Source organism: Companilactobacillus sp. HBUAS59699 (assembly GCF_036913575.1).
In the GTDB taxonomy this organism is placed as follows: domain Bacteria; phylum Bacillota; class Bacilli; order Lactobacillales; family Lactobacillaceae; genus Companilactobacillus.
Genome location: NZ_JAYKTV010000003.1, coordinates 15084 through 38224, shown reverse-complemented (window position 1 = coordinate 38224; position 23141 = coordinate 15084). Strand labels below are relative to the sequence as shown.

The 23141-nt window shown below is 34.6% G+C and carries 24 protein-coding genes; 4 read left to right on the top strand and 20 right to left on the bottom strand.

Translation table 11 applies throughout. The features are described from left to right. Positions 1–36: 36 nt before the first annotated feature. The 5 genes from U8519_RS06735 to U8519_RS06715 all read right to left on the bottom strand — a co-directional run bounded on the left by U8519_RS06735 (position 37) and on the right by U8519_RS06715 (position 4107). Positions 37–684 (bottom strand): histidine phosphatase family protein, encoded by a 648-nt coding sequence (locus U8519_RS06735; RefSeq protein WP_334329555.1) that lies wholly within the window; start codon positions 682–684, stop codon positions 37–39. A gap of 110 nt (positions 685–794) precedes the next feature. Further along, positions 795–2108 carry an L-fucose:H+ symporter permease gene (fucP, locus tag U8519_RS06730; protein WP_334329554.1) on the bottom strand — a complete coding sequence of 438 codons (1314 nt, stop codon included), beginning with the start codon at positions 2106–2108 and terminating at the stop codon, positions 795–797. 11 nt (positions 2109–2119) lie between these two features. Beyond that, positions 2120–3052 carry a ribokinase gene (gene rbsK / locus U8519_RS06725; protein ID WP_334329553.1) on the bottom strand — a complete coding sequence of 311 codons (933 nt, stop codon included), beginning with the start codon at positions 3050–3052 and terminating at the stop codon, positions 2120–2122. Between the two features lie 11 nt (positions 3053–3063). Further along, a complete protein-coding gene (locus tag U8519_RS06720; RefSeq protein ID WP_334329552.1) occupies positions 3064–3672 on the bottom strand; it encodes a KpsF/GutQ family sugar-phosphate isomerase in 609 nt (202 codons plus the stop codon). Between the two features lie 21 nt (positions 3673–3693). Next, positions 3694–4107, bottom strand: a complete 414-nt coding sequence (locus tag U8519_RS06715) for an RbsD/FucU family protein (RefSeq protein ID WP_334329551.1) — start codon at positions 4105–4107, stop codon at positions 3694–3696. 277 nt (positions 4108–4384) lie between these two features. On the opposite strand from U8519_RS06715, the gene U8519_RS06710 reads away from it, so the two are divergent. Further along, positions 4385–5404, top strand: a complete 1020-nt coding sequence (locus U8519_RS06710; protein ID WP_334329550.1) for a LacI family DNA-binding transcriptional regulator — start codon at positions 4385–4387, stop codon at positions 5402–5404. 50 nt (positions 5405–5454) lie between these two features. Here U8519_RS06710 and U8519_RS06705 read toward each other — a convergent pair whose 3' ends face one another. The 12 genes from U8519_RS06705 to U8519_RS06650 form a co-directional block, all read right to left on the bottom strand. After that, positions 5455–6408, bottom strand: a complete 954-nt coding sequence (locus U8519_RS06705) for a sugar-binding transcriptional regulator (RefSeq protein WP_334329549.1) — start codon at positions 6406–6408, stop codon at positions 5455–5457. Between the two features lie 85 nt (positions 6409–6493). Continuing rightward, positions 6494–7414 carry a ribokinase gene (rbsK, locus tag U8519_RS06700; RefSeq protein WP_334329548.1) on the bottom strand — a complete coding sequence of 307 codons (921 nt, stop codon included), beginning with the start codon at positions 7412–7414 and terminating at the stop codon, positions 6494–6496. 15 nt (positions 7415–7429) lie between these two features. Then, on the bottom strand, positions 7430–8449 hold the full coding sequence (locus U8519_RS06695; protein WP_334329547.1) for an aldose 1-epimerase family protein: 1020 nt from the start codon (positions 8447–8449) through the stop codon (positions 7430–7432). Positions 8450–8489: 40 nt separating this feature from the next. Beyond that, entirely contained in the window at positions 8490–9833 is a 1344-nt protein-coding gene (gene fucP, locus U8519_RS06690; RefSeq protein WP_442892131.1) for an L-fucose:H+ symporter permease, read from the bottom strand. Positions 9834–9860: 27 nt separating this feature from the next. Beyond that, entirely contained in the window at positions 9861–10508 is a 648-nt protein-coding gene (gene deoC / locus U8519_RS06685; protein ID WP_334329546.1) for a deoxyribose-phosphate aldolase, read from the bottom strand. Between the two features lie 156 nt (positions 10509–10664). After that, positions 10665–11324: a histidine phosphatase family protein gene (locus U8519_RS06680; RefSeq protein WP_334329545.1), complete on the bottom strand. Its 660-nt coding sequence runs from the start codon at positions 11322–11324 to the stop codon at positions 10665–10667. A gap of 33 nt (positions 11325–11357) precedes the next feature. Next, positions 11358–13412, bottom strand: a complete 2055-nt coding sequence (locus tag U8519_RS06675; RefSeq protein WP_334329544.1) for a BglG family transcription antiterminator — start codon at positions 13410–13412, stop codon at positions 11358–11360. A gap of 73 nt (positions 13413–13485) precedes the next feature. Next, entirely contained in the window at positions 13486–14115 is a 630-nt protein-coding gene (locus U8519_RS06670) for a ketohydroxyglutarate aldolase (protein WP_334329543.1), read from the bottom strand. Positions 14116–14126: 11 nt separating this feature from the next. After that, a complete protein-coding gene (gene dapA, locus U8519_RS06665) occupies positions 14127–15020 on the bottom strand; it encodes a 4-hydroxy-tetrahydrodipicolinate synthase (RefSeq protein WP_334329542.1) in 894 nt (297 codons plus the stop codon). Between the two features lie 27 nt (positions 15021–15047). After that, on the bottom strand, positions 15048–16307 hold the full coding sequence (locus tag U8519_RS06660) for a PTS ascorbate transporter subunit IIC (RefSeq protein ID WP_334329541.1): 1260 nt from the start codon (positions 16305–16307) through the stop codon (positions 15048–15050). Between the two features lie 31 nt (positions 16308–16338). Further along, positions 16339–16629 (bottom strand): PTS sugar transporter subunit IIB, encoded by a 291-nt coding sequence (locus U8519_RS06655; protein WP_334329540.1) that lies wholly within the window; start codon positions 16627–16629, stop codon positions 16339–16341. A gap of 26 nt (positions 16630–16655) precedes the next feature. Next, on the bottom strand, positions 16656–17120 hold the full coding sequence (locus U8519_RS06650) for a PTS sugar transporter subunit IIA (protein ID WP_334329539.1): 465 nt from the start codon (positions 17118–17120) through the stop codon (positions 16656–16658). Positions 17121–17407: 287 nt separating this feature from the next. Here U8519_RS06650 and U8519_RS06645 point away from each other — a divergent pair, with 287 nt between their 5' ends. Next, positions 17408–18013, top strand: a complete 606-nt coding sequence (locus tag U8519_RS06645; protein WP_334329538.1) for a KpsF/GutQ family sugar-phosphate isomerase — start codon at positions 17408–17410, stop codon at positions 18011–18013. A 92-nt stretch (positions 18014–18105) separates the two neighbouring features. Here the strand turns inward: U8519_RS06645 and U8519_RS06640 are convergent, their stop codons facing one another. Genes U8519_RS06640 through U8519_RS06630 form a run of 3 tightly spaced genes read right to left on the bottom strand, consistent with a single transcriptional unit; the run spans position 18106 to position 21759 of the window. Beyond that, the gene (locus tag U8519_RS06640; RefSeq protein ID WP_334329537.1) at positions 18106–19089 is read right to left on the bottom strand and encodes an aliphatic sulfonate ABC transporter substrate-binding protein; all 984 of its coding nucleotides are present in this window, start codon (positions 19087–19089) and stop codon (positions 18106–18108) included. Further along, positions 19089–20609: an AMP-binding protein gene (locus U8519_RS06635; protein WP_334329536.1), complete on the bottom strand. Its 1521-nt coding sequence runs from the start codon at positions 20607–20609 to the stop codon at positions 19089–19091. The genes U8519_RS06640 and U8519_RS06635 overlap by 1 nt, the downstream gene beginning before the upstream one ends. Further along, entirely contained in the window at positions 20560–21759 is a 1200-nt protein-coding gene (locus U8519_RS06630; protein WP_334329535.1) for an acyltransferase, read from the bottom strand. The genes U8519_RS06635 and U8519_RS06630 overlap by 50 nt, the downstream gene beginning before the upstream one ends. A gap of 228 nt (positions 21760–21987) precedes the next feature. On the opposite strand from U8519_RS06630, the gene U8519_RS06625 reads away from it, so the two are divergent. Further along, entirely contained in the window at positions 21988–22902 is a 915-nt protein-coding gene (locus tag U8519_RS06625) for a metal ABC transporter solute-binding protein, Zn/Mn family (RefSeq protein WP_334329534.1), read from the top strand. Beyond that, entirely contained in the window at positions 22902–23015 is a 114-nt protein-coding gene (locus U8519_RS06620; RefSeq protein WP_334329533.1) for a putative metal homeostasis protein, read from the top strand. The genes U8519_RS06625 and U8519_RS06620 overlap by 1 nt, the downstream gene beginning before the upstream one ends. Positions 23016–23141 lie beyond the last annotated feature (126 nt).

Genomic DNA, 23141 nt, shown 5'->3' with positions numbered 1-23141 from the left:
GTCACACTTCACTAGAAAATTGAAGTGTGACTTTTACTATGGCAACAAATTAAACTTATCAAGTTCAAAACTATTATCAGTCAATTCAGTAGTAGTGATACTTCCATTATCTGGAAATGCATTAGACAAATTATACTTATCACTAAAATATTTGAGGACCAATGTTTCAAGATAGGCGCCGTGAGAAACAACTAAGATCGTAGATTCCGGGTTATTCTCATGACGCAACTGATCTAACCCTCTATCGATTCGAACACTAACATCAGATGCATCTTCAGCAATCCCTAACGGATCGGCCTTTTTCAGTTCTCCACGAGCAATGAATTCTGAAAACTTACTTGCCAGCTCTTCTTGAGTCGAGCAATTGTATTTCGCGGCAATTTGCTTCCACACTACCGCCACATTATCTCCCTCAAATGATCCGAAGCACATTTCACGAAAATTAAAACTCTGTTGAACGTCAGCGTCACTGACTAAGTTTTCATCCCTAATAATGTTGGCAGTATCGACCGCACGCTTAAGGTCTGAACTGTAAATTGCATCAAAGTGGGTATTCTTGAGGTAATCACCGGTCCTCTTCAAAACTGATATCCCCTCGTCAGTCAAAGGAGTGTCGGACCAACCTTGCATTTTGTCCATCTTATTAAACATTGTTAGACCGTGTCTTACGAAATATACTTTCATGAATTACCTCTTTCTTAAACAGAATACTTTCTACTAATAGTTTACTATTAAAAAAGCAAAAAGTATTGACGCTATCCAACATCAATACTTTTTCATGAAATATTATATTTCTAAGATTCTTTTATGTTATTTTCTTTATCAAACTTATGCTCGCCTAAGAAGTATAAGAATACAATTGCCATTTCAATTGTTGGTAGTAAGAATGAAAATTGCATATTAGTGAAGTCTGAAAGCAATCCTTGGAACATTGGAAGAATAGCACCACCTACAATTGCCATAACAATAAAAGCACTTGCAGTTTCCGTATGACGCTTATCGTCAACAATTTCCAGAGTTCTAGCAAAGATTGTTGGCCAACATGGGCCGAATACTAAACTTACTCCAACAGCAGCATATATTGCCGTAATGTTTGGAACAAACGTAATATACAAAATCATCAACGTACCTATTAATGAATAAATAGAAAGAACTGTTGTCTCGGAATAACGAGATAATAAATAACTTGCTACGAAACGACCAATAAAGAAACAAATATAACTGTACAACATAAAGTTGGCTACAAATCGTTCATTGAAGTGTGGAAACATATCCAAGGCCAAACGCATTGTAAAGGACCAAACTCCTGTTTGAACACCCATGTAAAGAAATTGTGCTCCAACACCTTTCCAATAACGATCTCGATGAAGAAGATACTTGATTGTTTCTCCAAAAGTAGCACCTTTTTCATTTTCCTTTATTTGAGGCTTTCCAGAAGGAAATTTAGTTATTGCAAACAAAATTATCATAATCACAAGAACGATTAATACATACTTATAAGGTGCCAATGTTCTAGACAATGCTTGTTGTCCATATTGTTCAGCAGCTTGTCTACTCATATGAGCCATTTCTTCTTTTAAATTTCCATCAGTAAAAATCAAATATTTACCAAGTAAAATACCAATAATATCACCAACAGCATTCATAGTTTGACTAATATTTAATCTAACCGTTGCCGATTTTCTAGGACCTAACAATGAACTATATGCATTGGCAGAAGTTTCCAAAAAACTTAATCCAATTGCTTCAACAAAGATAGCAAACAAGAAAACTTGATATGTAACTAGCCTTGAAGCTGGAAAGAATAGGAAGCATCCTAATGAAAATGCTGCTAACCCTGCTATGATACCTAGCTTATAACTGTTTTTCTTAATAAATATTGATGCTGGAATTGCAATTATAAAGTATCCGCCATAAAAAGCACTCTGTACAAACGCCGTAGCAAAATCACTCAATGAAAAAACAGCCTTAAATTGTGTGATCAAGATATCATTCAAACTTGCGGCAATTGCCCAAAGGGCAAATAAGATGGTAACTAGAATGAATTGAATAATTGGGGTTTTATCCAAATATCCATCCGGTTGCTCTACCCATTTTGCCTTATTCATTGTTCCACCTCCTATTCGTTGACCGTTGCTTTAGATGTCAAGAAATCATCAACTTCTTTTTTAGATGGTAACGAAGGTTGGGCACCCATTTTAGTGACTGCAATAGCTGATACAGCCGATGCATAAGACAATGATTCTTCAACATCTTTATCATTAGCTAATCCATATGCAAATGCACCAATGAATGAATCACCAGCAGCAGTGGTATCAACCGCCGCAACCTTGTATGATGAAATATTTAGTTCAGTATTATTATTCTTAAAGTAACTTCCCTTATCTCCTAATGTTATCAGAACATTTTGATATCCTTGATCTAACAAGGCTTGAGCTGCCTTCTTAATTCCGGCTTCGGTACTGGTATCAACACCTGTAAGTAATTCAGCTTCATGTTCATTAGGGGTCATATACGAAACCATTGAAGCATATTTTAAGTCTAATTCAGCTGCTGGAGCTGGATTTAAAATAACAATTTTATTATATTTATTACCTAATTCTATGGCCTTATAAACCGTCTCCAAAGGTATTTCTAATTGAAGTACTATAATATCTGAACTTTGAATTACATCATCTAAGTTTTCCAAATCAGATGGCTTTAATTCCATATTTGCTCCAGGAATAACAACTATTCTATTTTTTCCTGACGAATCCAATTGTGGATTACCAATTCCTGACTTTGCTTTATCAGTAAACAAAACATTTTCATGTTTAACATTGTTATTCTCTAGAGAATCAATTTGATCACTGCCAAATGAATCTTTCCCTAGTTCACCAATCATCTCAACATTCCCGCCTAATCTTGCTGCAGCAACAGCTTGATTGGCTCCTTTACCACCGGTAAATTGATTGAATGATTTTCCAATTATTGTTTCTCCTTCTTCACAGAACCGTTCAGACTGGACTACCAAATCAGTCATGAAACTACCAATAACTAATATTTTTTTCAATGTTACTCACCTCATATTGCCCCTTCTTCTAAGAGTCTTTTACCTAATGCACCACCAGGATGGAACATCCCAAAGTTTTTTTCCGAGAATCCTTTCAATTCTGAAACGGTTATCGCCAAAGCGTCTCCAGTAACAAGAACCGCTGTAGAGCTATTAGTTGGGGCTAAATTAAATTTATCAGCTTCACCATCTACATGAACTTCCAACAAATAATCAGATTTTTTTGCAAGAGTTGAATCCTTATTTCCAGTTAATGCAATAATTTTTGCACCAATTCTATGAATAGGGTCTATTGGTGCAATAGATTCTTTCGTTTCGCCTGAATTAGAAATATCAATTACTAAATCGTTTTTCGTAATCATTCCTAAATCACCATGCATTGCCTCAGTTGCATGTACAAAAAATGATGGTGTCCCAGTACTGGCAAAAGTGGCAGCAAGTTTTTCACCGATATGACCTGATTTACCAACACCAGTGAAAATCAAACGACCTTTCAAATTAACAATGCTATCAATTATATTAGAATAATCCTTTGAATTATCATCTACTCGTTTTAACACACCTTCAACAGCCGTTAATTCATCAGTCATAACTTGTTTGAATATAGATAATTTTTCCATGTTTACTCCTTTAGAAACAGACTATCTAACGCCTACTGTAAGTAAAATATTAGCAAATACTCTTGTCTCACCAGTATTTATTCCTAGTTTTAGATTTGTTGATTTCTTACATGCGTCGTAAAATTCTTGACGTCCTAATTTTGATAGATCCTTCATATCCAAAATTTCTTTAAAATCATCGTAAATGGCTGGCTGTTCACCTTCACCTGGAGTCATAACTTCAGCTTTTTCAAAATTAATTTGTGTATTTAATGTTTCCAATACATCTGTAACTGTTGGCAAATCAGGTTTTAAAGCCAAATAAATTTTTTCTGTAGATTCGTTAACATCCGAGTCCAATGGATAATTTCCATCTGTAATAAGAATTTTGTCCCCATGTCCACAATTTGCGATAGCACGTAGAATAGCTGGGTGTAATAATTTTGATGTAAGCATTTTTAGATCTCCTTTATTTTTATATAGAAAACGTTTTCTGTTACAACAAAACTATATATCGTTTTGTAAACGCTGTCAATATTATTTTTATACTTTTCCTGTTTAAATCATCTAATTAAGATCGTATTTAGGCATATTACGCAAGAATAACTATATAATTACCTAAAATTATCATAGAAAAGGTTTTCTGTTAAACTAAATAAAGTTGCTAGACTTTATATTTTTAGTTGTGATAACATTTTATATATCAATAATATTTACATAAAAGAGAATAAATATGAAAAAAGCGACCATAAAAGACGTTTCTGAATTATCTGGTTTTTCCATAACTACCATTTCAAGGGTTCTAAATGGGAACTATCCAGTAAAAAGTGAAACTCGTAATAAAATAATGCAAGCTATCGAGGAATTAGATTTCAGTAGAAACTCAACTGCGAGAAATTTGAGAACAAAAAAATCTAACCTAGTAGGATTAGTTGTAGCTGATATAAACAATCCTTATTACTCACGAATAGCAAAAAAAATTGACGATGGATTATTTGAAAAAGGGTATAACCTTCTTGTCTGTAATACTGACGAATCTGAAAAAAAAGAAAAAAGAATTTTAAGTACATTACAGGATAAAGATGTTGATGCGATTGTTATATCTCCAGCCGCTAAAAATATCGAAATACTACGTAAACTTAATAACTCTGGAACAAAAGTAGTATTAATAGACCGAAATATGGGAATACTAGATATTCCATTTGTCGGAAGTGATAATTTCTCAGAATCAAAAATCCTAACTGAATATCTAATACAAAATGGTCATAAAAAAATAATGTTTGTCTCTGGTACTGATACTGCAGTAACCGCTCAGGATCGACTTTTTGGTTATAAAGCTGCCTTGCAAGAAAACAACATACCATTTGAAGAATCTAGTATCGTTAAAGGATACTATAAGCAAGAAAACGCTTACGAAAACACACTAGAGTTCTTAAAAGAAAATTTAAGCCGTTCTGATCCCTATACAGCAATTTTTAGTTCCAATAACTTAATGACCATCGGAATTATACAAGCAATACATAAAATGAATTTAAAAATACCCGAGGATATATCCTTAGTCTCATTTGGACAATTGGATTCACAAGAAATAATAGATCCAAAGGTTACATGTATAAAACAAAATATTGATCAACTTGCTACAGATACTTTAGAAAAAGCCATAGAATCTCTTAATGACAACAACGGTAATATAGACAGTAATATAATTAGAGACTCTCTGGAAATTGGTAATTCTGTAAAAAAAATAGAATAAAAAAGTCCTAAAAATTTGAATTTAAACATGATTTTTAGGACTTTTTTATTCTATAATTTAATTAATTTTTTAGCTGTACTCTCATCAATAATTAAAATATTCGCATATTTACCTAATAAAGCAGCATGGATAGAATTCAATTTTCTTTCCCCTCCAGCAACTAAAATAGAATATTCCTTATCTTTTAAGCTTTCCAAGTCTATACCAATTGTACGACTGTTTAATTCTGGATCAGCAATTCTACCATTAGAATCTATAAATCTAGAACTTATGTCACCAACAGCTTCTTTTTTTAATTTAGAAATTTCTTTATCATTTAAATACCCCAAATTAAATAGTAATGCATCATCTCTTACAGTACCTACTGTAAATAAAGCTATGCTGGATCTCTTCCCTTGCTGAATTATATAGTCAATATGGCGATCCTCTTGAACTAATCTACACGTTTCAGAATTATCAAAAATAACGGGCAGAGGTAAGCTCTCGGAACTTGCGTGAAAAGCATTTGTAAAATCATTAATAACTTCATTAGCAAAGTTATTTGTCATTGAATGTGTCACACTGCCTTTTAACTGTACAACTTGAACTCCTTGTTGATTATTATTTTCGGGTGTTAAATTATTAGCAATTTCCCTCATTGTTTTTCCCCAAGTAACACCAACAATATCGTTATCCTTCACAATACTCTCAAGATATTCAGCACCAGCTTTTCCAATACTCTCAATAATTGTTCTATAATCATTAGATGGTGCATATGCTACTATCACTTTTGATAGTGCATATTTATTCTCTAATGCTTTTTCTATATTAGTAGTATCTGCAAATGGATCTTTAATATTTATCTCCACATATCCATTATCTCGTGCGTATTGAAGTAAACGTGAGACTGTAGGCCTTGACAATCCCAATTCTTTAGCAATTTTACTTTGATCCAAATTATTTTGATAATAATATCTAGCAACTCTAAGTGATTGCTTTATTCTTTTTGTATCCGTACTATCCATTGTAGTGCTCCTTAAATGCTTATAAATTAACATTACCACATATAGCAAAAAAAATGACATGTTGAAAATCAACATGCCGTTTTTTTTAAGCTTCAACTTTTAAAATTTCTTCTAATTCATCTTTGGTTGGATATGATTTTTGTGTACCCTTTCTTGTAACTGTAACAGCTGCATACTCATTAGCATGTTTTAGAGCTTCAGGAACACTTTCACCCTCCGTGAAATAATGTGCAAATGAACCAATAAATGAATCTCCTGCACCAGTTGTATCTATCGCTGCTACTTTCTTACCAGGTACAATTTCGCTATGTTCTTTGTTTACCCACAAAGCTCCCTTTGAACCTAGTGTAACAATTATATTTCCAACACCTTTTTCAATAAGAGCATTAGCGGCAATTTTAATTTCATCCAAATTATCAGTTGGTAAGCCCGTCAATGTAGCTAATTCAGTTTCATTTGGAGAGAAAAATTCCACTTTAGAAACATATTTCAAATTCAAATCTTTATTAGCCGGAGCTGGGTTCAATAGGACAGGAACATCATTTTTAACAGCCAGATCAATGGCATGATAATTAGTTTCCAACGGAATTTCTTGTTGTAACACGATCAGCTTAGAATTCTTAATCTTATCTTCATATTGATCTAAGACTTCTGGAGTTAATTCATTATTAGCACCTTTAATAACAATAATTCTATTGTCTGAAGATGGATCAACAAAAATAGGAGCAACACCACTATTGCAATCACCAACACCAATACCAGTTGTATCAATACCTGATTTTCTAAAATTTTCTAGTTGCTCTTTACCAAAATTGTCATGACCTACCATAGAAATGAAACTTACATCTGATCCTAATCTTGAAGCCGCTACAGCTTGATTAGCACCTTTTCCACCAAAACCCATTTCAAACTCTGGTGCAGATACAGTCTCACCCTCAACAGGCATTCTATCTAAATAAGTCATTAAATCTATCATATTTGATCCGATTACAGTAATATCACTCATATTTCTGTTTACCTCCTAATGTTCTAACCCAGTAGTTACACTGAATTTACGTTCCTCTAATGGATTTAAGAAAATTAATGTTCCGGCTTTTTCAGCTGCATGATATCCTTCTGGACGACTTGTGCCTGGAAGTGCGAACGCTGCTACTTGTTGATCTTTATTGTATAAAATCCAACGAGTTACGATGGGGAATTCCGAAGTAGTAATCTTAGTTACAAAGTTCTTTCCATTTTCCAAATTCATTCTAAATTCAGCCTTATCAGCAAACTTTGTTAAATCACTTGTGAAAAATACAATTTCTGGATCATAACGACTAGAGTCATCTAACTTATTAATAATTTTTCCACTTGCCTTAAGTTCGTCGTTATATGCCAACCATTCTTTTGTTGGATGAACGTGGCTTGGAACACTCTCACGTAACTTGAAAGCATCATCAGGGACTGATTGTGTCATTGTTGCATTTTCTGGATATGCATAATTCATATGACACATGTATTGTAGTGGCATCTTTTGATCCTTTAATAAATTAGTTACACTCATCTTGATATCAAATAGACCACTATCCTTGTGCATAGTAACACTAGGTTTTGCTAAATAATGATATCCAAATCCTTTAACGTATTCATGGCTGCTACCAACCTTCAATGAATCACCATCCAGTTCAATATAGGCATCCACCATCTTTGAAGTTGGAAATTCACCATGTAATTGATAATTATCTTCAGGTCCAGGAGTACCATTAGCTAATAAACCTGATGAGAATTGGAAACAACCATATGTATCAGCAATTCCCTTACCAGGAAGCGGTTGTGAAAACATATCTTTCATTTTCAATGATTGACCATCAAATATTGCGTCCCAGATAATCATTCCCATGTATGGTAACAATGTTAAATGTCCTCGAGAATTACTTACCTTCAATCCTTCGACACCTGAAGGATAAATAAATGATTCAACGGAAAAACTATCATTTTCTAAAACCTTAAATGGTTTTTCATTAAATAAACTATGTGTTAAATGAATTGTACTTGTCATCTTAAAGTCTCCTAATTAAATTTAATCTATACCAAATTAACTACTTGTCTTGTTTGACTTGACCCAATGAATAGAACAAAACAATGACGAAACATACTAATGAAACAACAAATGAATATGACATTGATTTAGTCATATCAGCAGCTAGTCCTTGAATCAAAGGAATAAATGCACCACCAATAATCGACATAACAATAATGGCTCCGGCTGTTTCAGTATGGCGCTTATCTTTAACAGTACTCAATGTCTTAGCGTATATAGTTGCCCAACATGGACCAAATAAACCACTTACTAATATTGCGGAATAAACAGCCGTCATATTATGAACAAAAATAATATATATTAAAGCAATAGATCCGATGATACTAAACCAAACAAGTACTCGTGAAGAACCAAACTTATTCATTAAGAAATTGGCTACAACTTTTCCCACGAAAAATGCAATATAACTAAAGATCATGAATGTTGAAGCATCACGCTCATTAATACTTGTATTTAAACTCATTGCTAACCGAATTGTGAATGACCATACAGCCGTCTGCATTCCGATATACATGAATTGTGTGAAAATGCCCTTTTTAAATGGCTTGTTATGAAGTAAGTACTTCAATGTCTCTGTGATTTTGGCACCCTTAGCAGAAACATCACTCTTTACTTTACTTGCGGGAAATTCTGTTAGTGCAAAAATTATAATTGCGGCAATTAATACAACAATAATGTATTTGTAAGGAAGCAATGTTTTTTGCAATGCTTGCTCACCAAAAGCAATTCTAGCTGTTCCTGATAAACCACTCATTTGCTTTTCAAGACTAGCACCAGATCCAAAGATTAAATACTTACCAAGCAAAATACCTGTAACGGCACCAACAGGATAGAATGTTTGTGAAATATTCAATCTCAATGTTGATGATTTTTCAGGCCCAAGTAAAGAACTGTATGTATTTGCCGACGTTTCCAAAAAACTAAGTCCAATAGCAATTGCGAATAAGGCTACTAAGAAAACACTATATGTCGCCATGGTAGATGCTGGGAAGAATAGCATACAACCAGCCGTATAGAATAACAGACCAATTAAAATTGCAATCTTATAAGATGTCTTCTTGATTACGATTGATGCTGGAATAGCAATTACAAAGTATCCACCATAAAATGCACTTTGAACAAAGGCACTTGCGAAATTACTTAATGTAAAAATAGTTTTAAACTGTGTAATTAAAATATCATTTAAACTTGCTGCGGCAGCCCACATTGGAAATAGACATGAAAGCAAAATAAATTGAAAAATTGGTATCTTATTTAAATATCCATCATCCATTTGTTTTGCATGAAGTTTAAAAAGATGAAATCCATGGCTGCTTGTCTTACTTGCTGATGTATTTTCCATTATTTATCCTTTCCTACTTAGCTTTTTCTAGCCATTGACAATTTTCATACTTGCACTAGTTCCCAATCTTGTAGCACCTGCATCTATCATTGCTTGGGCTTCCTCTTTAGAATGAATACCACCTGAAGCCTTAACCTGAATATTATCTCCAACTGTATCCTTTAGTAATTTGACATCTTCTACTTTTGCGCCACTAGTTGAAAATCCTGTTGATGTTTTAACAAAGTCTGCTCCAGCTTCCATAATTAATTTAGCAGCTTTAACTTTTTCATCATCAGTTAGAAGTGCTGTTTCAATAATTACTTTGACGATTTTCTTATTTGAATGTCCTTCTTCAACAACGGCTTTAATATCTTTTTCAACGTTGTCATAGTTTTTACCCTTTAATTCACCAATGTTAATTACCATATCTAGCTCATCAACACCATCGGCTATTGCTTGCTTTGATTCAGCAACTTTAATAGCTGTTGTATTAGCTCCTAGAGGAAAACCAATTACTGTGGCAGTATTTACATCACTACCCTCAAGTGATTCATGAACATGCTTTACCCAATATGGATTTACCATAACTGACGCAAAATCATATTCTTTAGCTTCTGCGATTACCTTATCTATTTGTTCTTCTGTAGCTTCTGGTTTTAATAATGTATGATCAATGTATTTTGATAGTTTCATTTTTGAAACCCCTTTCATATCTGATACCAATACAATAGCATCATTTTTTACATATGTAAACGGTATCAATGAAATTATGTTCACATTTTTTGCTTCAGATTTTACAAAAATAACAACAAAAAAAAGGAGCAACCTTTCGATTGCCCCCTAAGTACGCTAATGAATCCTACTGGGAATTATATTAAACTTATTCAATTCAACATTATTATTAGTCAATTTTATAATTGAAATACTTCCGTTTTCAGGGAATGCTCTAGAATCTCCAAAAAAAGATTTAAAATATTTTAACAATAAAGTCTCTATATATGCTCCATGAGTTACGACCAAGACTCGAGAATCATCATCGTTCTCTTTTAACAATTGTTTAAACGCACGATCTATTCTAACTCCCAAATCTTCACAATTCTCTGCCCAATGTTTTGGATCTGCATCTTTTAAAATATTTCGTGCAAATTCAATAGAATATTTTTGTGCCACTTCATTTTGGGTATTACATCCATATGGTTTCCCCAACATATTCCAAGTCTTAGCAGCTTCTGAACCTTCAAAAAAGCCAAAAAAGATTTCTCTAAAGTTATCACTAACCCTTATCTCAGGGGGATCTTCCCTATTTTCCTTTTTTATTATTTCCGCGGTATCTACTGCTCTCTTTAAATCTGAACTATAAATTGCATCAAACTTTGTATTCTCAAGATATTTTCCAGTTACCTTCAGATCGTCAATTCCTTGCTCAGTAAGTGGTGTATCCGACCATCCTTGCATTCTAGATATTACATTAAATATAGTTTGACCATGTCTGACAAAGTATACTTCCATCAATTTTCTCCATAGTTTCCAAATATTTTTAAACTAGTCATTTAATTGTTTGTAAATAAAGTTCATTACATCGTCAATTGTCGTCTCAGAATCATCCAACAAATTTAAGAAGCTTTTCATATTCAATAAGAACATTAAATCTTGAAGTGCGCTTAAGTGATCTGTAGAATTAATTGCACTTAAAATAAATATATATTTGATTTTTTTGTTACTACCCAGAATTATGGGCTTTTCTAAAGTTGCAAGACCAACACCTATTTTTTTAGCCCCATATTGTGGATTTGTATGGGGCAAAGCAATACCAGGAGCAATAATAAAATTGGACTCATGATCATCAATCTGCTTAGTTATTTCATCGACATAACTCTGATCGATAATTTTTTCATTTAATAACGGTTCAGCAGCCATATTAACGGCTGAAGAAAAATCAGTAACTTTTAATTTTAATCTTACAAACTCCGGTTTCAAAACATCCAATAATGAAATTTTATGTTTATTAAATACCGCTTTTGGTTTAAATACATTATCAGATAATTCTTTACGTATTCGATTCAATGTATCAGAATCACTAATATTATTACTAATAATCCTCATGACAGAGTCTAACGTTGGCACAACAAAATCAGTAGTAGAAAATTCACTATTAACTTTTTGCATTATAGAATATTTGTCATTTGTGGTCATAATGGGATTAATAACAAAGCATGGTTTACCTTTTGCAAATAACTCACTACGATAAAAAGTAGAAAAAATCATATCAATTTCTTCTATATGTTTATTTAAGTCAGCATAAGGAAATGGCATTAGAAATTTTATATTTGGGAAAAGACTCGTTAGTTGAAGATAAGCTAAAGCTGAGCTTCCAATTCCATTTGGACAAACAATAGCTGCTGAAAGAAAATGTTTCTTCTGACTATTAGAGTTATAAATAAAACCAATTAAGTGAATTGTCAAAAACGCTATTTCTTCATCAGGAATCTTACCCAATTCTTCTCTGAATGGAACAACCGCCTGAGTAACAAGGGTAAATATCTCACCATACTCATGAATAACTTGTTTTGTTAACGGATTTGTAATTGGAAACTTAAATTGAAGCCTAAAATACATTGATCTAAAGTGCGTAAACAATTGATGTACTACTTTGTCATTATCAACAAAACTAATTCCTGATATATCTGAAAACTTTTTTACAATTGAACTAGTAATATCATAAATATGCTTATCTTCAATTAAGTTGTCATAACCACCTATACTCAAACATAAAACAATTGTTGTAATATATTTAACGGTATTCACATTAGTTATACCCAACTTCTCTAAAACTTCTTTTGAAAAAGCAAATTCATTCGTTTTACTAATTTCATAGTACTTAGCTTTAGAAGGAATATAATTAGGTTTCATAGTTAACCTATTTAAAATTATAACTAAAATATAACAAAATTCTCTCAATCTATTCTCTACAAAATCAATACTATATTTATTAGAAGAAGTGGAAACTAAATCAAATATGTCTTTAATTTTATAATCACTATTAATTTTTATAAAATCGTTTAATAAATCAGCCCTATTCTCAACTAATTCATTAGCAACTGATTTTATTAAATAACTTCTTATAGCATTTTCATTTCCAATTATTTTATAACCGTTTTTCCGATCATAACTAATTTTCAATTGATCATCTAAAAGACTTGCTTCTAATTGTTTCAAATCTTTTGAAACCGTTGATTGACTCACTTGAAGTAGCTCTTGTAAATGTACTAACGATAAATAATCATTATTCGTTGATAATAATAAAATTAAAAATAGTCTACGTTCTTCCGTACTCAAAATATAGCCCTTTAAGGACGTTAAATTATCGGAAACTCTTATACTCAATAGAAACTTATACGTGGCACTTGGTATTGTTATATAAACACCTTCAGAATCAATATTTTTTTTACCTTGACTAGATAAATATTGGTTTAACTTTTCAATAGAATACTCAATTTGACGATCAGTTAGTGAAAGGCTCTTGGTTAATTCATCTTTTGTCAAAACTGGATTCTGAATTAGTTTATCAATAATTTGTAACTGCTTTTTATCTAACATTAAAGCTCCCCCTCTTAGATTCGCAAAAAGCTGACAGTCTTATTATAAAATATAAGACTGACAGCTTTAAAAACTATTTTTGACGGAACTCGTCAATTTTCTTTCTAAATATCGAAGCAGCTTTAGCAATATCATCAACAGAGCCTTTAGACAAAGCTCCACCAATTCCTACAACATCAACTCCGGATTCAAACCATTCTGTTACATTATCCACATTTACACCGCCCGACTCGATAAGTGGCAAGTATGGAATCGGAGTTTTCATAGTTTTAATAAGGTCTGGACCTACGATACCACCATAAGGGAATATCTTTACAAATGTTGCTCCTGCTCGTAATGCCTCAATGGCCTCTGTAACTGAGGTACATCCGGGGGCATACGGTATTTGATATTGATTGCATAATACTGCAACATCCTTATCAAAGATAGGTGAATAGATAAAGTCTGCACCATTAGCAATTGCATCTTTAGCAGTAGGACCATCTAAAATGGTTCCAGCACCAACTAGTAATTTATCACCAAATTTCTTTTGCAGTGTTCTAATCGATTCTGGAGCGCTAGCTATTGTATAGCTAACTTCCATAACATCTACACCGCCCTTTACAATTCCTTCAGCAATTTCAACCACTCTATCCGTTTCAGCACGAACAACTGCAAGAGCACCAGAATTAATAATTCTATTCATTCGATCTAATTTCTTCATAAAATACACCTCTAAATAATCTTGTTGTCCCTATAGTACTTAACCATTTCTTTGATCTTATCCTCCTGATCAGCAGTAGGCATACTTGCAGGATAACGTGCAGGTCCAACATCAACACCTGAAGCGGTAACCGATGCCTTTAATGCTGTTGGAGTAGTACGCATGTGTAATATTTCTCTCAATGGTTCAATTTGTTTTTGACATCTTTCTGCATTATCCAAATCTCCATCTTTGAAATATTGATAAATATCAACATCATTCTGTGTTAATAAGTTCGCTGTGGCAGCGATGGCACCATCCCCACCAGCTTCTAATAGAGCCAATATTTTAGAATCAGAACCTGATAGAACTGCAAAGCTATCATCATTACGCAGTTTCAAATAGCCTTTCATATTATCAATTTTTCCAGAGCTATCCTTTACACCAACAATATTTTTATTCTTGGATAAAACAGCAATCGTTTCTGGATCAACGTTAACACCTGTTTTACCAGGCATATTATAAATAATAATGGGTACTGATACTGCATCTGCAAGTTTCTCAAAGTGAGTAATCAATTCCTCTTGTGTAGGTGCAACAAAATATGGAGTAACAACAGATAAAGCATCAGGATTCAATGTAGCAATTCTTTTACTGAATTCAATTGTCTCTCTAGTACTGTTTAATCCAGTACCTACATAAACATTTGTTCTGCCATCAACATAATTAATTACATATTTAGCAAAATCATATTTTTCATCTTGAGTTAAAGCATAAGCTTCTCCATTTGTACCTAATATGAAAATTCCGTTGATTTTATGCTCTAATAAGTGATCCAACAGTTTAGCTGTCTTTTCATAACTAATATCTTGGTTATCATCAAGAGGTGTAACCATTGCAACGATGATTCCTGAAACATCAACCATAAATTAAAATTCCTCCTAAAATTTGAATTAGTGAATTAAACCTAAGAACCAGTTTAATAATGATCCAACTACGTTGTAATCAACGTTAGGGAATGTTGATCCTGTAATACCCATTCCAGAAAATGTTGGATATAGAAGTAATGGTAAGAAAGCTAATAATAGTCCAACTACGAATGAACCTAATACAGCACCTCTCCAACCACCAGTTGAATTACCGAACACACCGGCTGTACCACCGGAGAAGAAACAAATATGAGCGGCTGGAATAATAACGATAGGGAACTTCATAAACACCATTACAACAATTGCTAACAAGCCAGCAACATATGAACTCAAGAAACCAACCAAAACAGCTGTTGGTGCGAATGGGAAAATTGTTGGAACATCCAAAGCAGGACGTGATCCAGGAATGAACTTTTCTGAAATGGCAACGAAAGCTGCAGTAATTTCAGCCAAGAACATACGAACACCAGTCATCAAGATAGAAATTCCGGCTGTAAATGTTAGAGCCTGAATCATTGGGAATACTAGCCAATCTGTTGTACCAGATAGTTTTGTAACAACCGTCTTACCTGCAGCAAGAGCAGCCACGTAGAAAATAATAATCATAACAACCGCAACACCCATTAAGAAATCTTTGAAGAATGATAGCCATTGTGGGAAATTAATATTTTCTGTTGTTTGATCTTTATGCTTTTTGAAAACTCCACCAAGTAAACCAGATAGAGCATATCCAATCATATTAAAGTGACCGATAGCTTGAAAGTCTCCACCAGTGATTTTTCTCATAAATGGTTGACACAATTGTGGTAATGCAGCAGAAACGAATCCTAACAATGTACCACCAATAATAATAGCGATCGTATTACTATATCCGTATGATTTAAGAATTAATGCTAGAACACAGGCGAAGAATAAACTATGACCACCTGTAAAGAATACGTTCTTAAATGGTGTAATTCTGGCAAATACCAAGTTCATGATAAATCCCATAATTAATGTAACTGAAACTACAAATCCGTATTTACCTTGAGCCAATGCGGTTGCAGCTTCTGGTGAGGCGATAACACCAGTTAAATGAAAGCCTTTTTGAAACATAACGTTAAAATTTTGTAGTGTTCCCGTCATTGTAGTGGCACCAACACCGAAAATTAAGAATCCAATAGCAGTTCTAAAAGTACCAGTTAAAACCTCGGTACCTTTTTTGTGTTGTGCAACTAAACCAATACAAGAAACAATAGCTAATAGAATTGCCGGATTAGATAGTAAACTTACTAAGAAATTCATACATCCGTCCCCCTCGGAATTTTATTTAATATTATTCTTCACCAATATTTTTTAGTGCTGCTGACAGTTTTGTATAAATTTCATCTTTATCAAGAATATTCTTAATTCCTACTACTTCTTTTTTTATTCCCTGTTCTTTTAATTCTTCTGCAACATCACTTAATGAAACAATGATGGGACCATCGAAACTTGGCAACCCATCCAATGATGAGTGTTCCACTTGAACTGGTAATTTATGTTCACTAATAACCTCATTCAATTTAATCTTCAACATTAAACTTGATCCAACTCCTGCACGACATGCTACTAATGCTTTAACCATAATATGTACTTCCTTCCACTATCCTATTAGGATATTTTTTTATTTAATACTGAATCTTTGATAAATTGTAAAATCTCTTCTGGACTCTGTGCCTCATCCAAAACCTTATAAAATTCATCTCCAGATAATAAACCAACTAATTCCTGCATTGCCTTAAGGTGTGAATCACTATCTGGTGCACTTAAAGTAAACACATAAGAAACAGGATCATTATCAGCATTATTGAATTTTATTGCTGGTCGTAAAGTAGAGATACCCATTGCTAATGACTCAGCTCCGGCTTCACTTGGTGCATGTGCCAATGCTACATGAGGAGCAATGACAAAATAAGGTCCATATTCATTAACAGAATTAATTATTTCAGAAACATAATTATCTGTAATGTAGTTATCATCAACTAGAGGTTGTGCAGATTTTTTAACTGCATCTTTCCAATCACTAGCCTCAATATTCAGTTTTATCAAATCCTCTTGTATAATTCTCTCAATCATTAACAACACCGCCCAATTTCTTTTACGAGTTCATTATAATTTCGTATTAAGACCCAAAACAACTGTAATCGCTTTCATATTTTGGCAAGCAGTCTACATAAATTACAATCATGACAAATATTAATTTGCTTAAATTGTTGATATATAGGCGTTCACTAAGGATAGTGAAGTATGTAACATTGTACCTGGTAACCGATTACAAACACAATGTGGAAACAATCACAATTGACCGTTTATGAATATTTGATTGAGAATGAAGGTAGAAAATCATTATGGAGGTAATATAAATGTCCAAAAATTATTCAGAGTTAGTTCATGGCTTTATTCAAAGTGAAATTGACGCTATAGAAGAAATCAATAATAATGTAAATGAAAATTATGATTCAGTTATAAATACATTATTAAATATAAAGGGAAAACTGATTTTTATGGGTGTCGGTAAATCAGGCTTAATTGGTAGAAAACTGGCTGCCACATTTTCAAGTACTGGTACACCATCATTCTTTGTCCATGCAACAGAAAGTGTTCATGGTGATTTAGGAATGATACAAGAAAATGATACAGTTATTCTTATTTCAAATAGTGGTGAAACAAAAGAAATATTAGCTCCTATTCCTTCTCTTAAAAGAATCGGTACAAAATTAATTGCATTTACAGGAAATGAAAATTCATCTTTAGCCCAACAATGTGATCAAGTGCTAGTCATACCTATTGATCATGAAGCTGACAAGCTAAATTTAGCTCCAACAAATAGCTCGACTGGAGTTTTAGTTGTGGGAGATGCTATCGCATGCACATTATCTGAACTTAAGGGATTCACAAAAGAAAATTTTGCAACATTCCATCCAGGTGGTGCTCTTGGCAAAAAGCTTCTAAAATCACAGTCAGTATAAAAAGGAATAATTTAAAGTCGATGTCAAAACTAATTGACATCGACTTTTTTCATCCAAAAAAGGCCGATCCAACGGATCGACCAAAAAATTCACTATTCACTACTCAAATCAACATCATCACTAACATCGATCTTCTTCTCAATAAATCCTTCCGAGTAGAATAAGTCAGCAATCTCCTGTTGCTCTTTAACATATTTACTACTCATCGCTGATATACCATAAGTCCGGCGTTCAACCATTTTCTTAACGACTGACTTGGAAACTCCCAGCGACTTACTCATCATGGAGATCAACTCGCTATGATTATTATTAGCCCAGGTCATATCATCCTGCAGGTATTCGATCAAGTACTTAGTAATCGTCTTGTTATTCTTCGCAAAGCTAGTTGTCGATAGAATGTAATCTCGATTATTGGTGATTCCAGATCCGTTGATCAGCACTTTAGCATTTTGATTGATCTCGGCTTGAGAGGTATATGGATCCCAGGTTGCCCATGCATCTACTTTGCCTTTTGAAAAGGCAACACTAGCAGCTGATTGATCCATATTGACCCAAGTTACGTCATCGGCACTAAGTCCGGCCTTCTTCAAGGCTTTCAGCAACATATACTGTGAACTGGTTCCTTTGGTATAAGCGACTTTTTTACCTTTCAGGTCAGCCACTGACGAAATACTTGAGCTCTTATTAACGAGAATTGCGGATCCTTTAGCTTTGGAATATCCGGCAGCAACATAGGTCAGCTTAGTTCCAGCTGCTTGTGCAGAAACAGGTGGTGTATCACCGGTTCTGGCGTAGTCAACTGAACCGGAATTAAGAGCTTGCATTAAGGAACTGCCATCAGAGAACTCTTTCCAGACGACTTTATAACCTTTGGCTTTCATTTTCTTGGCGAATTCACCACGTTGCTTTGCGATATCGAAGGGATCACCCTTTTGATATCCAATCGTAACGGTGGTCAAGCCTGAGGTACTAGCTCCGGCATCAGTTTGCTTGAAGCCATAAAAGGCGATACAAGCCCAAAATATCAATACAACACTGATCAGTATTTTCTTTAAACGTCTTTTATTCTTTTTCATTAAGCACCGATACCTTTCGCTTCTTCTAAGATTTGGTCACGTAATTTAACTCGTAAGACTTTTCCAGTAGGATTACGAGGATAATCTCTTACAAAAACTACCTTGGTTGGTCGTTCGAAGACTGCCAAGGTTTTTTTGGCGTGTTCTAATATGGCCTTTCGAGCAATATTCTGATTCTGAATATCTTGTCCAATGACAACTGCTGTCACAGCTTCACCGTACAATTCATCAGGTGTTCCAATCACTGCTACTTCTTTGACACAATCCAGCTGACTCAGGGAATTCTCAACATGTGCCGGTGCGACTTTTTCGCCGCCACGACTGATGATGTCTTTTTTACGTCCTTTGACGAATAAGTAACCATCACGATCCAGATAACCCAAGTCTCCGGTCAAGAACCATCCATCCCTAAACGAATCCGGATGTGGCTCTAGATAATCACTGATAACGTGATCTCCACGAACTGCGATCTCACCAACTTGATCTGCTTCAGCTTGGAATTTTCCATCGATCAAAATTGCCAATTCAGTCTTAAATGGTTTACCAGCTGAACCAACCTTGGGTGCATCGAAGGGATTGAGCGTACACTGACTGGCAGTCTCAGTCATCCCATACCCTTCCAAGATTATGGTGTGAAATCGATTTTGAAATGCTGTCAACTTGTCTAATGGCAATGAAAATGACGAGCAGCGAACAAATCGTAATCTAATATCATCGCTGTAAGCTTGATTAGCCTTTTCGTTCAGCAACAAGATATTAACGATCGTTGGTACCACTGACACCCAAGTCACACCATTATCTCGAATTTGATTCCAGAATCTCGAAGCACTGAACTTCTGTGCAATAACTACCTTCCCACCCGACAATCTGGTCGATAATAACGACACTGCCTGAGCGTTGATGTGAAACATGGGCATAACGATCATCGTTGTATCAGCTGCAGTCATCTTGTGACTTTCGATATCATGATCAACAGCATTCTTCAACAATTTATGTGTGATACCAACACCCTTAGGCTTACCGGTCGTTCCTGACGTATTCATGATCAACGCTAGATCATCTTCCATCGGTACTTGATCAATGTGACCCAAGACATTTTGGTCACGAATAATCGTTAGATGCAGTGCCGTTGCTAGATTTACTTCATCGATAATTGTGACAGAGCGATTATAACTGGCAGCATCGATCAAGTCGTTCTTTACGATCATCGCCGCATAGGGATGTTCATTCAATTCCTGTTGTAATTCAGCTGCCGGTGTCGTATCTGAAATCGGGTGTACAACTGCTCCCACTTCCCAGATTGCTTGAACAACGATGGGATAAACTCCATTATTCTCCATACATACTAGAACGACATCACCGTGACCGACTTTCAAATCGATCAGGTCATTTTTAACTGTTTCGACGTCCTCTTTTATTTCTGATCCTGTGAACCACAAGTTACGAGTTTCATCTTTAATAAGATTATTTTCACGATTGTTTTTCAATTGCTGGTTTAATTGATTGGTTATTTTTGACATTTAATGTACTCCTTTTGAGTTTTTGAGGTCTTCCAATGAGAATTCCAAACGGTGGTACTTTGTAGCAGAACCAGGAGATCAAGAAGGCTCCGCCTAAAACGAAAGCATATCCAACTGGCAACATCACTAGCATTACCCATGATGGAACACTGAATAATGACAGAATTCCGTACAGTGTCAAGACTGGTAAGCTTTGTACTAAGTACAATCCAAATGACACTTTGGAAAGATTCTTGATTATTCTATCGAGCCAATTTGGTAGGCCATTACCTCTGGCATGTGCGTATTGACGTCCGATCCAGAAGACAAAGGCAATCATGGCAACATCATAAATAAAAATAAATGGCTGGTGGATTGATAAAGTTCCACTCATACTGAGCTTGAGAACTTTCTGATCGAAGTAAAACAGTCCAACTGTTCCTAGTGCTAAGGCAGCTGTTGTGTAGCCAATAGCCTTATGATATTTTTCGATGAACGCATCAACGGCGTCATAGTGAATCGCTACGAAGGCTCCGGCTATGAAATAAAATTGATAAGTGAAGACATTCAATCCGTAAGCACTTAGCAAGTATGGCCATCCGCTGCGATCAACACCCGGTAACCAGTACTTGATACCGAAGGTGATCACTAATTGTAAAATGGCGCTGATTCCTAAGATAGTCAGATGATGATTTTCAAATTTCTTAAACATTTTAATGATAAGTGGAAAGATCAAGTACAACTGGAAGGTTACGACGATGTAGTACATGTAATATTCATTACCGTGCAACCAGGCATCGAGTAGATGATTCCAATAATCACTCCAAATTATCGTGCCGCCGGCAAAAACGGTGGCGAACAACATGATAATGGCATTCCAACTTAGATAAGGGATTCCAACGCTGGTATAACGTTTCTTCCAAAATCTGAACCAGTGGTTATCACGATTGTAGTAATTGAGGACTAGCACTAAGCCGGTCATAAACATAAAACCCATACGGGTGAAATGCAGCGACAAATGTGTCGCTTCCAAAAACAACTTACTGAACGAACTATCTGCCATGCTGGACTTAAAGGCGGTCGTCGTATGGTTGAGTAATACTCCACCGATAAAAATAACTCGCATCAAGTCGACTTCATGTAAATAGCGTTTCTTTTTCTTTTCGGCCAAGAGCTCACCTCTGTATCTTTTCTGTATTTCTCGTTTCGTTTAAAGCATATATAAGTTATAGCATCCCTATTAGACCAGGGTCTTGATGATTCACTAAGGTTAAAATATGAATTTCTTATATTTAATTTATAATTAGTTATTTGTAAATGATAATAATTACTATTTACATTTAATTCTGATTCGTATATTCTTAATTAGTAATAATTACTATTTAAGGGAGAATTATCGATGCATTTTAAGAGATTCAAAGCTCTAATACTAACTCTAGGGATTGCTTTTTTCGGTATCGTTCTGACTGCTTGTGGAAACTCTACTGATTCAGCTTCAAAATCAAATAAGCTCAAAATCGTTGCTACAACCGACTTCTATGGTGAGGTTGCCAAAGCTGTTGTCGGCAATAAAGGTTCGGTTGAATCGATTATCGATCGACCGGGCGTTGATCCCCACGACTACGAACCCACAACTGCCATTGCCAAAGATGTCAGTAACGCTGATCTGACTATCGCCAATGGCTTGGGGTACGATTCATGGATGAACAAGTTAGATAAGAAACAAGACAGTATTTTCATCAAAGTAGGTAAAAATATTTTCGACAAAAAAACTGGTGCTAATCCCCACCTCTGGTATGATCCAAAGACGATGCCGGCACTGGCTAACAAGGTAGCTCAAGAATTAAGTAAGCAACAACCAGCCAACAAGAAGTACTTCAAAGCAAATGCCAAAAAATACATTGCCTCATTAAAGCCGGTCCAAAAAGAACTGACTGAATTAACGAATAAGGCTAAAACAACAACTAATAAAGAGGTCTATGTCAGTGAACCGGTCTTTGACTATTCTATTAAGGCTATGGGTTTTACCGTTGGTAACAAGGATTTTGAAAAAGCGGTCGAAAATGGAACTGACCCCTCACCTACTGTTGTTAAGAACATGCGCCGAGGCATAATCGAAGGTAAAATTGCCTTTTTAGTGTATAATTCACAGTCCGACAGTAAGACTGTCGACAACATGATTGCCTTAGCGAAGGAACACAATCTTCCAATTCTCAAAGTAACGGAGACCTTACCGGCTCATAAGAACTACAAAGAATGGATGTTGTCGCAATATCAGCAATTAAATAAAATATTAGAAAAAGAGGACAAATAATGGCAGAAAAGCTTGATCGGTCTAGTGCAATACGACGTCTTAATTCTAAAAATAAAAAAACTCAACGTCGTGCTAAAAAAATCTTAAATCAGCTCAAACGTACGAAAGCCTAGCGATTAACGCTAGGCTTTTTTAATTGGTATAGGTGAAATTTTAGAAACCGCTTGCAATTATTTAAGACATCATATATATTCTAATTATTATTTAGTACGTCATATTAATAATTAAGGAGTTATATA